Source organism: Streptomyces sp. NBC_00224, from assembly GCF_041435195.1.
Classification (GTDB): Bacteria; Actinomycetota; Actinomycetes; order Streptomycetales; family Streptomycetaceae; genus Streptomyces.
The window spans coordinates 3,914,742-3,927,159 of the sequence record NZ_CP108106.1; the positions used below are offsets into that span (position 1 = coordinate 3,914,742).

Annotated in this window: 11 protein-coding genes and 1 other RNA gene; 2 read left to right on the forward strand and 10 right to left on the reverse strand. The window is 70.6% G+C overall.

Features of this window, described 5'->3' with window-relative positions:
- Positions 1–55: 55 nt before the first annotated feature.
- From OG965_RS17440 to OG965_RS17455, 4 genes are all read right to left on the reverse strand, one after another.
- Positions 56–1,306: an acyltransferase gene (locus tag OG965_RS17440; RefSeq protein ID WP_371652997.1), complete on the reverse strand. Its 1,251-nt coding sequence runs from the start codon at positions 1,304–1,306 to the stop codon at positions 56–58.
- A complete protein-coding gene (locus OG965_RS17445) occupies positions 1,303–3,432 on the reverse strand; it encodes a bifunctional polysaccharide deacetylase/glycosyltransferase family 2 protein (protein ID WP_371656965.1) in 2,130 nt (709 codons plus the stop codon). Before OG965_RS17445 ends, OG965_RS17440 begins: the two co-directional genes overlap by 4 nt.
- 74 nt (positions 3,433–3,506) lie before the next feature.
- Positions 3,507–4,145, reverse strand: coding sequence for a hypothetical protein (locus tag OG965_RS17450; RefSeq protein WP_371652998.1), 639 nt, complete (start codon positions 4,143–4,145; stop codon positions 3,507–3,509).
- 283 nt (positions 4,146–4,428) lie between these two features.
- On the reverse strand, positions 4,429–5,388 hold the full coding sequence (locus OG965_RS17455; RefSeq protein WP_371652999.1) for a LysR family transcriptional regulator: 960 nt from the start codon (positions 5,386–5,388) through the stop codon (positions 4,429–4,431).
- A gap of 127 nt (positions 5,389–5,515) precedes the next feature.
- Here OG965_RS17455 and OG965_RS17460 point away from each other — a divergent pair, with 127 nt between their 5' ends.
- Positions 5,516–6,793, forward strand: coding sequence for an MFS transporter (locus OG965_RS17460; protein WP_371653000.1), 1,278 nt, complete (start codon positions 5,516–5,518; stop codon positions 6,791–6,793).
- 65 nt (positions 6,794–6,858) lie between these two features.
- On the opposite strand, the gene ssrA is transcribed toward OG965_RS17460, so the two are convergent.
- From ssrA to ftsE, 5 genes are all read right to left on the reverse strand, one after another.
- Positions 6,859–7,228: a transfer-messenger RNA gene (gene ssrA, locus OG965_RS17465) on the reverse strand.
- 83 nt (positions 7,229–7,311) lie between these two features.
- On the reverse strand, positions 7,312–7,809 hold the full coding sequence (gene smpB, locus OG965_RS17470) for an SsrA-binding protein SmpB (RefSeq protein ID WP_371653001.1): 498 nt from the start codon (positions 7,807–7,809) through the stop codon (positions 7,312–7,314).
- A gap of 18 nt (positions 7,810–7,827) precedes the next feature.
- Complete coding sequence (locus OG965_RS17475; RefSeq protein WP_371653002.1) at positions 7,828–9,000, reverse strand: S41 family peptidase; 1,173 nt, start codon at positions 8,998–9,000, stop codon at positions 7,828–7,830.
- Between the two features lie 89 nt (positions 9,001–9,089).
- Entirely contained in the window at positions 9,090–10,007 is a 918-nt protein-coding gene (gene ftsX, locus OG965_RS17480) for a permease-like cell division protein FtsX (RefSeq protein ID WP_371653003.1), read from the reverse strand.
- Between the two features lie 49 nt (positions 10,008–10,056).
- Entirely contained in the window at positions 10,057–10,746 is a 690-nt protein-coding gene (gene ftsE, locus OG965_RS17485; RefSeq protein WP_361381581.1) for a cell division ATP-binding protein FtsE, read from the reverse strand.
- A 269-nt stretch (positions 10,747–11,015) separates the two neighbouring features.
- Between ftsE and OG965_RS17490 the strand changes: the two genes are divergently transcribed.
- Positions 11,016–11,207, forward strand: coding sequence for a hypothetical protein (locus tag OG965_RS17490; protein ID WP_190091860.1), 192 nt, complete (start codon positions 11,016–11,018; stop codon positions 11,205–11,207).
- 100 nt (positions 11,208–11,307) lie between these two features.
- Here the strand turns inward: OG965_RS17490 and OG965_RS17495 are convergent, their stop codons facing one another.
- The gene (locus tag OG965_RS17495; RefSeq protein WP_371653004.1) at positions 11,308–12,363 is read right to left on the reverse strand and encodes a hypothetical protein; all 1,056 of its coding nucleotides are present in this window, start codon (positions 12,361–12,363) and stop codon (positions 11,308–11,310) included.
- Positions 12,364–12,418: the final 55 nt, after the last annotated feature.

Sequence of the window (12,418 nt, forward strand, 5' to 3'; positions counted from 1 at the left end):
AGAGGAGGGGCCCCGGACACACCGTCCGGGGCCCCTCCTCGTTTTCCTCACGCGCTCAGCGCTTCCCCCCTGCGGACCTGCCGTCCGGCCACAGTCTCGGGCTGCGCTTGGCGGCCACGTCCTCGACCCAGCCGAAGCTCAGGACGCACAGGCCGATCAGTACCCAGGTGAAGGCGAGCACCGGCCAGGCGCTGTCAAGCAGCCACGGCACGCTCTCGCCCAGGGAGCCGAGGCCCCACAGCTGGTCCCACATCGTCGCCGCGGCGAGGATGCACACGTTGTGCCAGAGGTAGACCGTCACCGCGCGCGAGTTGAGCAGGGTGATCAGCCGGTCCCAACGGCGCAGCCGCGGCGGCCACTCGGACCACGAAGGGCTGAAGTGGAGGAGCAGCAGCACGGCGCCGAACGACCAGAGGGCCTGGGCGAGCGGGATCCCGTCCAGCTCGTTCTCGCCCCCGAAGTCGTTCCGCATGGCCCACCAGAGGCCGATGCTGAGGATGAACGGGGCCACCGCCGGGACGATGTACCGCGGAACGCGGCTCAGGACGCCCTGCTGATGAGCCATGCCCAGCACCCAGCAGGCGCCGAACGTGGAGAAGTCGGTGATCGCGGAGTCGATCCGCTCCGGAAGGTCGAAGCTGCCAAAGGTCATGACCGCCGAGAGCACCAGCGGCGCAAGGATCGTCGTCCACGGCACCTTCCGCAGGTAGTGCAGGATCAGCGGCGACAGCAGGACATACCAGAGGTAGGCGCGCAGGTACCAGAGCGGCTCGGCGACGTTGCCCGCCCAGGAACCGTCCAGGAAACCGTGGACGCCGGCGAGGTCGGACGCGTACGGGGGATCGCTCAGCGGGACAATCCAGAACAGCAGATGCGTCCACCACCACCCCGGGTGCCCGTCCGCGTCGGGCCCCCAGCCCTGGGCGACCATGCCGGTGACACCGATCGCACCCAGCAGCCACATCGGCGGCAGCAGGCGCCGCATCCGGCTGCGGATCACCTGGGGGGCCGGGCGCTTGAGCGAACGCCCCATGAGGTTGCCGGCGAGCGCGAACATGACGCCCATGGACGGGAAGGCCAGCGGCAGCCAGGACCAGCTCATGAGGTGGTAGAGGACGACACGGAACAGGGCAAGCGCCCTGAGCAGGTCGAAGTAGCGGTCGCGGCCGGGCTTGCTCGGTGCGGGCGCTTCGGGCTTGTGCCGCAGGGCCGCCGGCGGAGACAGATAGCGGGAGTCCGCTCCCTGCTCGTTGGTGCCGTACGGTCCGGGCTGCGGCCAGGCGCCCGCGGGCTCGGTGGTGGTCATGCGACGGGCCTCCGGTCGACGTTCTCCTTGCTGTTGCGCTGCGTCGGAATCCCCCCCGGCGCCTCCACAACCCCCGTGCGCCGCAGCTTCTGCCACCGCAGTCGGCCCCCGGTGAGGGCGGTGATCCAGGACTGGAGGAGCACCACGTACATCAGCTGGCGGTAGAGGACCTGCTGGAGCGGGAGCGACACCAGGTGGGTGAGGCGTTCTCGGTCCAGGCGGAACGCGTAGGCCGCGCAGACCAGTTGGATCACCAGGACGCCCAGCCAGGCCACCACGGTCTTCTGGGTCGGGCCGAAGACCAGGCCGTACAGGAGGAACACGTCGATCAGGGGGGCGAGGAGCGGGGCCAGGACCATGAAGAGGGAGACCAGGGGCAGGCCGACGCGGCCGAAGCGGCCCGAGGGGCCGCGCTCGAAGACCGCGCGGCGGTGCTTCCAGATCGCCTGCATGGTGCCGTACGACCAGCGGTAGCGCTGCGACCAGAGCTGCTGTACGGACTCCGGCGCCTCGGTCCAGGCGCGCGCGTTCTCCGCGTACACGACGCGCCAGCCGTCGCGGTGCATCGCCATGGTGACGTCGGTGTCCTCGGCGAGGGTGTCCTCGCTGATGCCGCCGACCCGCTCCAGGGCGGTGCGGCGGAAGGCGCCGACCGCGCCCGGGATGGTCGGCATGCAGCCCAGCACGTCGTACATCCGGCGGTCCAGGTTGAAGCCCATGACGTACTCGATGTGCTGCCAGGCACCGATGAGCGAGTCGCGGTTGCCCACCTTGGCGTTGCCCGCGACCGCGCCGACCTTGGGGTCGCCGAACGGCTGCACCAGCTCGCGTACGGTCGACGGCTCAAAGACGGTGTCGCCGTCCATCATCACGACGATGTCGTAACGGGCGTTCCTGATGCCGTTGTTGAGCGCCGACGGCTTGCCGCCGTTGACCTGGCGGACCACCCGGACGTTCGCCAGCCACATCGCCTCGACGATGTCCGCGGTGCCGTCGGTGGAGCCGTCGTCGACGACGATCACCTCGATGGGGTGGTCGCTGGCCATCAGCGAGCGCACGGTGTTGGCGATGCACTCGCGCTCGTTGTACGCGGGGACGATCACCGAGACCGGCTCGGTGACCTCGGGGCCCCAGCGGAATCCGCGCGCCCGCACCTTGCGCGCGTGCAGGAACGACAGGATCAGCATCAGGCCGAACCGGGCGAAGACCAGCACGCCGATCACGGCGAGCCCGCCCACCAGGACGTCGGTGGTGTTCTCGGAGACCTGGACGGCGAAGACGAACGCCTTGCCCTTCCACAGGTCGATGCCGGTGACCGGGGTGTGCGCGCTCGGCGCGTTCAGGGCCTCGGTCAGGTTCACGAACGTGTAGCCCTTGCCCTGGAGCTGGGGCAGGAAGGTGTCGAGCGCGGCCACGGTCTGCGAGCGGTCGCCGCCGGAGTCGTGCATCAGGACGATGGCGCCCTTGCCGTGCTTGGGCGTGGCGTTCTTGATGATCGTCTTGATGCCGGGGCGCTGCCAGTCCTCGCTGTCCGTGGAGTCGAGCGCGGTGATGTACCCGCGGCTTCCCACGTACTTGATCACCGGCCAGTTCTGGTCGTCGATCGCGTCCGCGAACGACGAGTACGGCGGCCGGAAGAGGGAGGTGCGGATGCCGGCGGCGCCTTCGAGGGCCAGCTGGTTCTGCGCGAGCTCCCAGTCGATGCGGGCGTGCGACTGGTAGGAGAGGTCGGGGTGGTTGAAGGTGTGCAGGCCGACCTCATGGCCCTCGTCGACCATCCGCTTGACCAGATCGGGGTAGCGGGCGGCGTTGGCGCCGGTGACGAAGAAGACGCCGTGTGCGTGGTACTTCTTCAGCTGGTCGAGCACCTTCGGGGTCCAGGTGGGGTCCGGGCCGTCGTCGAAGGTGAGCACCAGTTTGTGCTTGGGGATGTCGAGGCTGGTGGGCTTGCCCGTGCCCCGCGCGTCGATGACCGGTCCGCCGTCCAGGATGCGCTCGGGCACCGTGTCGGTGGACGCGTCCGGGCGGATGCGGTGGTCGGCGAGTATCTCGTTGTGGACGTACCCGCGCAGCATCAGCATCGCGAAGAGGGCGACGAGGAAGAGCAGGGGCAGCAGATAGCGCATCGGCAGTCTGCGGCGTCTTCGTGTGCGGGGGGTCGTGGCGGAAGTCGTACGACGGGTCGTACGGCGAGGGGCTTTCACGTGCTGGCTCCAGAGGGCGGAGTCGGCTTCGTCGACAGGCCCGTCGGGCTGCCGGACGTGCCGGTGGGGAGGCCGGGGCCCGCCGAGTGGCCGCCGGTCGGCTTCGCGCTCTGCGAGGTGCCGGGGTGCGGGGAGGCGCCGGTGGGCTTGCCGGAGTTCTTCGTCCTGCCCGGCTTGGGGGTGCCGGAGGCCTTGGCTCGTGCGGAGCCGGTGGCCGAGGGGTGCTTCCTGCCCTTGGCGGGGACGCTGGGCCTGGTGCCCGGGCGGGTGGCGCGGGAGTCGGTGGGGGCCGGTGTGACCTGGACCGTCTCCGTCGTCTTCTCCTTGGCGGCGGGGCCGGGTATGCCGAGCCAGGGCGCGCGGGAGCTGCCGCCGAGCAGACTGCCGACGAGCATGACCGCGTAGCAGGTGCATGCCAGCCCGAATACCCAGCCGAGCCGGCGCAGGTTCTTGCCGCGGCGGCCGCTCTCGTCCACGAAGACGGGGCCGTCGAGGTCACCGGCGGGGACCGGCGCCTGCGCCAGGTCCTGAGCCGGGAAGCGGGCCTGGACCTGGGTCCGGGCCTGCGTCTGGTCCTGAGTCCGGCCCTGCGCCTGGGGGTTACCAGGCAGACGTCCGGCGACGTTCAGTTCCATCGTGAAGTCGTCGAGAGGCCTACGGGGCTCCTCGAACGGGTTCAGGGGTCGCCCTTGAGGGGCATCTTTTCGCCAATTGTCCACTTTGCGTACGCACTTCCCCACTGGATGGTTCGCGGGTTGCGCGCACTCCTCTAGCGGGCACTGCGTTCCGGACCGGGTCCCCACCCGTTCCACGCACCCCCACTACCACACCGCACCCGGGGAATGAATGTAGCGCACGCCGCTGTGAGCCAGGTTCACGCGCCAAGTCTTGTTCCTCAACTGGAACACCAGAGCGGCATCAGCAGGACATGAGGGACAGATCGCCCTCCGGAAGCCAGTAATCAGGGGGCAGTTCGAGCCACCCGGCGGCCTTTCCCATCCGCCGGGCGACCTCCCTGAGAACCTCCAGGCCAGGGTGATGCAGCCCCTTGCGCCACACCAGCGACACCGGTGACAGCGGTACGGGAGCGGTCAGCGGCCGCAGCACCATCCCGGGTATCTCCATGAAGTCCGTGCTGGCCAGCACGGACCAGCCGCGCCCCAGCACCACCCGGGCGAACTCCTCCTTCCCGGAGATCTCCGGGAAGGGCGCGGCCAGTTCCGCACCCCGCCCCGCGAAGAGCCGCGCGGCCAGATCCGTCCACTCGGCGGTGGCCGGATTGCCCGCCCCCGCGTACAGCGTCTCGCCCGCGAGCGCGTCCACCGGCACCTCCTCCAGATGCGCGAGCCGGTGCCCTTCAGGAAGCAGCGCCGCCATCCGCTCGTACCGCACCGGCTGGTGCGAGAGGCCCGCGAGCACCGAGGGGTCGAGCCCGGCGACCCGGCCGAAGGAGACGTCGAGGCGCCCGGCCAGGATCTCGGCGGCGGCCCCGGTGAGCCCGCTCAGATAGCGCGCCACGAACTCCTGTCCGGTCGCCGCCTCGCGGGCCCGCACCAGCACCCGGTGGCCGGTGCCGACCGAGGCGCTGACGTCGACGAGCAGCGGACGGGCCTCGGCCGCCAGGACCGCCCGGAGCTCGTCGTGCGCGGCGAGCACCCGGCGCGCGTACGGCAGCAGCCGCTCGCCGTCGGCGGTGAGCTCCACCGCGCGCGTGGTCCGCACGAACAGCTCGGCGCCCAGGTCGCGTTCGAGCCGCCGCACGTCCCGGCTCAGCGCCTGCTGGGCGACGAAGAGCCGGGCGGCGGCCCGGGTGAAGTGCAGCTCGTCGGCGACGGCGGTGAACGCGCGCAGCAGCCGGGGGTCGATGTCCTGGGTCACGGACGGCAGTCAACCGCACCGACGCCGACAGCAGAAGACCTTCGTCGGGCCACTGACAACAGAAGTGCGTGAATGGCCTCTGATCAGGTGTTGGACGTCCGTATCCGGCCCGGGCGAAGCTCGGTGCATGCCGCAGCTGATGACCGTCTCGGGTTCGACCCTGGTGCTCGCCGGGCCCGTTCCGTACGAGCGCGAGCCCCGCCGAAAGGCCCGCGAGAAGGCCGTTCGGACCGCCCCCTACCGCCGTCTCTTCGCCGTCCCCGGCGCCCGCGCCTTCACTCTGGGCAACCTCGTCGCCCGGCTCCCCATGGGCATGTTCAGCGTGAGCGCCGTGATCATGATCGCCGGGTCGCGCGGCTCGTACGCCCTCGCCGGAGCCGTCACCGCGACCGGCCTCGCCGCGACCGCCCTGGTGGCGCCCTGGACGGCCCGTCTGGTCGACCGCCACGGCCAGGCCCGGGTCGCCGTGCCCGCCACCGCGATCGCGGTCCTCGGCTCACTGGCGCTGCTGCTCTGCGTACACCTCGACGCGCCGGACTGGACGCTGTTCGCCGCGTACGCCGCGACCGCCACCACCCCGAACACCGGCGGGATGTCGAGGGCCCGCTGGGCGCACGTCCACCGGGGCGACCCGGCGGCCCTGCACACCGCCAACTCCTTCGAGCAGGCCGTGGACGAACTGTGCTTCATGCTCGGCCCGGTGGCCGCCGCGTTCCTGTGCACGGCCCTGTTCCCGGAGGCGGGCACGCTGATGGGCGCGGTGCTCCTGATGACGGGCATGCTGATCTTCTCGGCCCAGCGCTCCACGGAACCGCCGGTGGCCCCGCGCACCACCGCCCGCTCCCCCCTGCGCTCCCCCGGCCTCGCCCCGCTCCTGGCCGTCTTCCTCGCCACGGGCGCGGTGTTCGGCTCGATGGAGGTGGTGACCCTGGCGTACGCGTCCGGGCTCGGCCACGGCCCGTCGGGCGGCGCGGTCCTCGCCCTCCAGGCGGCCGGTTCGGGTGCGGCGGGCCTGGTGTACGGCTCGGTGCGGCCCGCGCGTTCCGTCTCCCGGCGGCTCCTCGGGTGCGTCGGGGCGATGACGGCCCTGATGTGCCTTCCGCTGCTGGCGGCGCGCACCGGTTCGCTGGTGGTCCTGGCCGCCGCCCTGCTGCTCGCGGGTGCGGCGACCGCGCCGACCATGGTCACCGGGATGACCCTGGTCCAGCGCCTCACGCCCGAGGGCCGGCTGAACGAGGGGATGACCCTGGCGGTGACCGCGATCCTGGGCGGCATCGCGGCCGGCTCGGCCACCGGCGGCTGGCTCACCGACCACACGTCCGGCCCGACGGCCTACCTCGCCCCGGTCTGCGCGGCGGGCCTCGCACTGGTGGCGTGCGCGGCGGGCCCGGCGCGGCGCGCGTGAGGGCGTACGACGAAGGCCCGGTCGCTGCGATAGCGGCCGGGCCTTTGTCTCACATCACATGGGAATTGTGGAGATGGCGGGAATCGAACCCGCGTCCAACGGTGCAGAATCAGGGCTTCTCCGTGTGCAGTTCGCTGCGATTTTCTCAGCCCCGGAGATCACGCGAACAAGTCTCCGACGGGCTCAGTCACTGTTTGATTTCCTTCTGTGCCCCGTGACCGGGCTCAGAAGTTTAGATCCCTTGATGATGCCAGGATCCGGGTCGGGATCACCCCCGGGCTGACACTTCGCAAGTCGCTACTTAGGCAGCGAGGGCGAAGGAATCGCGCTTGGTGTTGGCGATTATAGGTTGCGACATATGGTTAACGAGATCATTGCCGCTTCCTCGACACGCTTCCCCTGCTTCGACATCCGCTGTCGAAACCGATCATCCCCATGTTTTGTTAACAATGTGCTCCACCCCGGGGGGCGGTGCTGAAGCCATGGTACGCGACGCGGACCGCGGCTCGCCAGGATATTTACGCCCGCTGGCGGCGGCGGGCCGCCGAGACCGCCCGGTTCGTCTCACGGGTGTCCTGCTTCTCCCGCAGCGTCTGGCGCTTGTCGTACTCCTTCTTGCCCTTCGCCAGCGCGATCTCGACCTTCGCCCGGCCGTCCTTGAAGTACATGACCAGGGGCACGATCGTGTGACCCGTCTCCTGCGACTTCGACTCCAGCTTGTCGATCTCGGCGCGGTGCAGCAGCAGCTTCCGCTTGCGCCGCGCGCTGTGGTTGGTCCAGGTGCCCTGTGCGTACTCCGGCACATGGACGTTGTGCAGCCAGGCCTCGCCCCCGTCGATCTGCACGAACCCGTCGACCAGCGACGCCCGCCCTTGGCGCAGCGACTTCACCTCGGTACCGGTGAGCACGAGACCGCACTCGTAGGTGTCGATGATGAGGTAGTCGTGGCGTGCCTTCTTGTTCTGCGCGACGAGCTTGCGGCCGTCGCCCTTGTCCTTGTCTTTTGCCTTAGCCATAGTGCGGCCATTTTCGCACTACGACCGGCCCCCGAGGCCACTCAATACTGCCTCGGCCCGCTCCTGGGCACGCTCGGTGACCGGTACGTCCGGAGTGATGCCCTTCCCGTCGACGCCGTGGCCCGCCGGGGTGCGGTAGTGACCGACGGTCAGCTCGGCCACCGAGCCGTCCGGCAGATCGGTCGGCATCTGGACCGAGCCCTTGCCGAAGGTGCGCGAGCCCACCGTGACGGCCCGGCCCCGGTCCTGCAGGGCCCCGGTCAGCAGCTCGGCCGCACTCATGGTGCCACTGTCGACCAGCACGACCAGGGGGCGGGCGGTGTCGCCGGACCGGTCCGCGTACAGCGCGCGCTGGCGGCCGTGCACGTCGTACGTGGCGACCAGGCCGCCGTCGAGGAAGGCGGAGGCGGCCGAGGCGGCCTCGGTGACCAGGCCTCCGGTGTTGCCCCGCAGGTCGAGCAGGACCCCGGCGCCGCCGGGGGCCGCGCGGACCGCCGTCCGTACCCGCTCGCCCGAGCCCTTGGTGAAGGCCGCCACCTTGATCATCACGTCGCCGCCCGACAGCTCGCTCACCGTCACGGCCTCGGTGGTGAGCTCGGCCCGCCGCAGCGACTCGCTCCAGGTCCGCCCGGCCCTCTCCAGGCCCAGGACGACCCGGCTGCCCGGGGTGGCCCCGTCGCCGCGCAGCAGGGCGACGACCTCGGTGACCGGCAGGGTGTCGAGCGCGCGGCCGTCAATCGTACGGAGCCGGTCGCCCGCCCTGATCCCGGCGCGGGCGGCCGGGCCGCCGGGCTGGAGGCGGGTCACCTCGACGCGGCCGTCGGCGGTGCGCCGGGCCCAGAGGCCCACGCCCGTGTACCGGCCGTCGAGGGCGTCCTCGAACTGCTCGTACGCGCTCTGCCCGTAGACCGCGCCCCAGCGGTCGCCGCTGCGGCTGACGGCCTCGGCGGCCGCCTCCGTCACCGACTTGCCGTCGGCCACCGCATCGGCGGCGGCCCGGGCCACGTCGGCGCCGCGGTCGCGGGGCTCGGTGGCGGAGGCGGGCAGCGCGTGCAGCGGGGCGCGGCGCTCCTCGGCCTGCGGCAGCGCACCGGTCACCGCGGCGGTCGCCAGGACCGAGACGAAGACCAATGTCAGAGTCGCCCCGCGGCGCACTCCGCGGGACCTGGGACAGCTGTCCGGACCTGACATGGCGTCGAGTCTAGGACAACGCGAGGGCGCCGCAGGGGCTGTTGCTCCTACGGCGCCCGGGGCGCATCTCACACGCTGAAGCGCCCGCGTCACACCTTCAGGTACTTGCGCAGCGCGAAGAACGCGGCGAGGGCGGGCATCAGCACGCTCGCCGCGAGCACCAGCGGCAGCTTGGCCAGGACCGCGTCCCAGCCGATGAAGTTGATCAGGTTCAGCTTGTGCGACAGGTCGAGGCCGTGGTCGATCATGAAGTAGCGGCCGACGATCAGCATCCCGGAGGCGGCGATGCCACCGAGGACGCCGGCGAAGGCGGCCTCCATGATGAACGGCGCCTGGATGTAGAAGCTCGACGCACCCACCAGGCGCATGATGCCGGTCTCGCGCCGTCTGCTGAACGCGGAGACGCGGACCGTGTTGACGATCAGCATCAGCGCCACGACCAGCATCACCGCCATGACCAGGACCGCGGCCACGTTCATGCCGCCGAGCAGGCTGAACAGGTTCTCCAGGATGCCCTTCTGGTCCTGTACGGACTGCACGCCGTCGCGTCCGGCGAAGGCGGTGGCGACCACCTTGAACTTCTCCGGGTCCTTGAGCTTGACCCGGAACGACTCCTGCATCTGGTCCGGCGTGATCGAACCGGCCATCGGCGAGTCGCCGAACTGCTCCTTGTAGTGCTTGAACGCCTCGTCGGCCGACTCGTAGCTGACGGTCTGGACGATGTCCAGCTTCTTCAGGTCGCCCTCGATGTCCTTCTTCTGCTGGGCGGTGACGGCGCCCTTGGAGCACTTGGCGACGGACTCGGCGTCGGCCTTGTTGCAGAGGAAGATCGAGACGTTGACCTTGTCGTACCAGTAGCCCTTCATGTTGTTGACCTGGTCCCGCATCAGCAGCGAACCGCCGAACAGGGCCAGGGACAGGGCCACGGAGACGATGACGGCGAACGTCATGGTCAGATTGCGGCGGAGACCGACACCGATCTCCGAGAGTACGAACTGCGCGCGCATGGCGACTGGTTAAGCCTTTCCGTGCTGAACGGGCTCGATGCTCAGCGCATCAATGCTGGTAGCCGTAGACGCCGCGCGCCTGGTCACGTACGAGACGGCCCTTTTCGAGCTCGATAACACGCTTGCGCATCTGGTCGACGATGTTCTGGTCGTGGGTCGCCATGATCACGGTGGTGCCGGTCCGGTTGATCCGGTCCAGGAGCTTCATGATGCCCACGGAGGTCTGCGGGTCCAGGTTGCCGGTCGGCTCGTCCGCGATCAGCAGCATCGGCCGGTTGACGAAGGCCCGCGCGATGGCGACGCGCTGCTGCTCACCGCCGGAGAGCTCGCCCGGGCGGCGGTCCTCCTTGCCGCCGAGCCCGACGAGGTCGAGCACCTGGGGCACGGCCTTCCTGATCTCCCCGCGCGGCTTGCCGATGACCTCCTGGGCGAAGGCGACGTTCTCGGCCACGGTCTTGTTGGGGAGCAGCCGGAAGTCCTGGAAGACGGTCCCGAGCTGGCGGCGCATGTGCGGCACCTTCCAGTTCGAGAGCCGGGCCAGGTCCTTGCCCAGCACGTGCACCTGCCCTTGGCTGGCGCGCTCCTCGCGCAGGACGAGTCGGAGGAAGGTCGACTTCCCGGAGCCGGACGAACCGACGAGGAAGACGAACTCACCCTTCTCGATGTCGAGGGAGACGTCCCGCAGAGCGGGATGGCTCTGCTTGGGATATGTCTTGGAGACGTTGTCGAATCGGATCACGGTGCACCACGGTCGCCGGGAATAGGTGTGCGTGACACTACGCGAACCGGCCTGGGCCGTGCAGGCACCGTCCGAGGATGTTCCGGGGATGCGCCTTATGTCCTGTTGGCGGCGGCTCATGGACGCCCTCGCGGGGGCAGAATCCGGCGGGGCGCGCCGAAACGCGCGGGAGCTGGCACAGTGGTAGGGGGAACGGTTGCGTTTCCCTGAGCGTTGTGCGGAGCAGTAGGTGCATACGGCGGCTCCGCCGCGCGGGAGGAGGAAAGCGCATGACCTATGACCGATTGGTGTGCGCGAACTGCGCGGCGCCGGTCAGCGAGGGCCGCTGCCCCGTCTGCCGGGCCAACCGCGCGCGGCTGCAGCAGGAAGGCCCTTGGGGCGGTCTGAGCCCGGCGGCGCTGGTGACGCTGCTCGTGGTGCTCGTGGCCGCGGTGGCCCTGCTGGCCCACCAGACCGTGTAACGACGTCATACGAACGTGGGGCCCGGGGTGCGCTGCACCCCGGGCCCCACGTCGTTCAGATCCGCTGATCCGCCGATCCGCCGATCTGCCGGCGATCCGATCAGACGGCCGTACGGCCGCCGACCAGGCGCGGCATGAACCGGAAGCCGATGCCACCGGCGATCATCGTCGCGGCACCGAGCAGCAGGAACGTGGTCTCGCCCGCACCGGTCTCGGCGAGCTCGTCCTTGGCCTTGCCCTGCTCGACCGGCTTCGAGCTGACGTTGTCGGTGTCGGTGTTGTCCGGGCAGTCGGCGCCGTCGAGCGAGACGGTGCAGGTGCCGCCGGTACCACCGGTGCTGGAGCCGCCCGTGCTGGAGCCGCCGGTGGCGGTGGACCCGCCGGTGGAGGACCCGCCGGTGGTGCTGCCACCGGTGGCGGAGGAGCCGCCGGTGCTCGTGGTGCCGCCCGTGCCGGTGGTGCCGCCCGTGCCGGTGGTGCCGCCCGTGCCGGTGGTGCCACCGGTCGAGGTGGAGCCGCCGGTGGTGCTGGTGCCGCCCGTGGACGACGAACCACCGGTGGACGAGGAACCGCCCGTGGTGGACGAACCGCCGGTGGAGGACGAGCCACCCGTCGACGACGAACCGCCCGTGGTGCTGCTGCCACCCGTGGACGAGGAACCGCCCGTGGTGGACGAGCCGCCGGTGGAGGACGAGCCACCCGTCGAGGACGAACCGCCCGTGCCGCCGGTGTCGGCGCCGCCGATGCCACCGGTCGACGACGACGAACCGCCGGTGGACGAGCTGCCGCCGGTGGACGAGGAACCGCCCGTGGAGGACGAGCCGCCGGTGGACGAGCCACCCGTCGACGACGTGTCACCCGTGGTGCTGCTGCCGCCCGTGGAGGACGAACCGCCGGTGGACGAGGAACCGCCCGTGCCGCCGGTGTCGGCGCCGCCGATGCCACCGACCGTGCCGGTGCCGCCGTCCGATTCGCCCTGGACGCCGAGACCGACGTCCACACCGCTCTTGTCGACCTCGGCCTTGGCGCTGATGGGGCCGATGTTGACATCGACACCGGCGGCCTGGGCCGCACCCGCGGCGGTCAGGGACGCGCCTGCCGCGATCACCGCGCCCGCGGCTATCCGTGCAACGCGGACCCGCGTCATTTTGGTCATCTGCCTGCTACCCCCAGTAGCTAATTCGTCATGGAGCAGCGCCGGGGGGCCGCGG

Bases quoted from the DNA above. Each gene is read 5' to 3' on its own strand.
- OG965_RS17440 (WP_371652997.1), bottom strand. From the start codon at position 1,306: ATGACCACCACCGAGCCCGCGGGCGCCTGGCCGCAGCCCGGACCGTAC.
- OG965_RS17445 (WP_371656965.1), bottom strand. From the start codon at position 3,432: ATGCGCTATCTGCTGCCCCTGCTCTTCCTCGTCGCCCTCTTCGCGATG.
- OG965_RS17450 (WP_371652998.1), bottom strand. From the start codon at position 4,145: ATGGAACTGAACGTCGCCGGACGTCTGCCTGGTAACCCCCAGGCGCAG.
- OG965_RS17460 (WP_371653000.1), top strand. From the start codon at position 5,516: ATGCCGCAGCTGATGACCGTCTCGGGTTCGACCCTGGTGCTCGCCGGG.
- smpB (WP_371653001.1), bottom strand. From the start codon at position 7,809: ATGGCTAAGGCAAAAGACAAGGACAAGGGCGACGGCCGCAAGCTCGTC.
- OG965_RS17475 (WP_371653002.1), bottom strand. From the start codon at position 9,000: ATGTCAGGTCCGGACAGCTGTCCCAGGTCCCGCGGAGTGCGCCGCGGG.
- ftsX (WP_371653003.1), bottom strand. From the start codon at position 10,007: ATGCGCGCGCAGTTCGTACTCTCGGAGATCGGTGTCGGTCTCCGCCGC.
- OG965_RS17490 (WP_190091860.1), top strand. From the start codon at position 11,016: ATGACCTATGACCGATTGGTGTGCGCGAACTGCGCGGCGCCGGTCAGC.
- OG965_RS17495 (WP_371653004.1), bottom strand. From the start codon at position 12,363: ATGACCAAAATGACGCGGGTCCGCGTTGCACGGATAGCCGCGGGCGCG.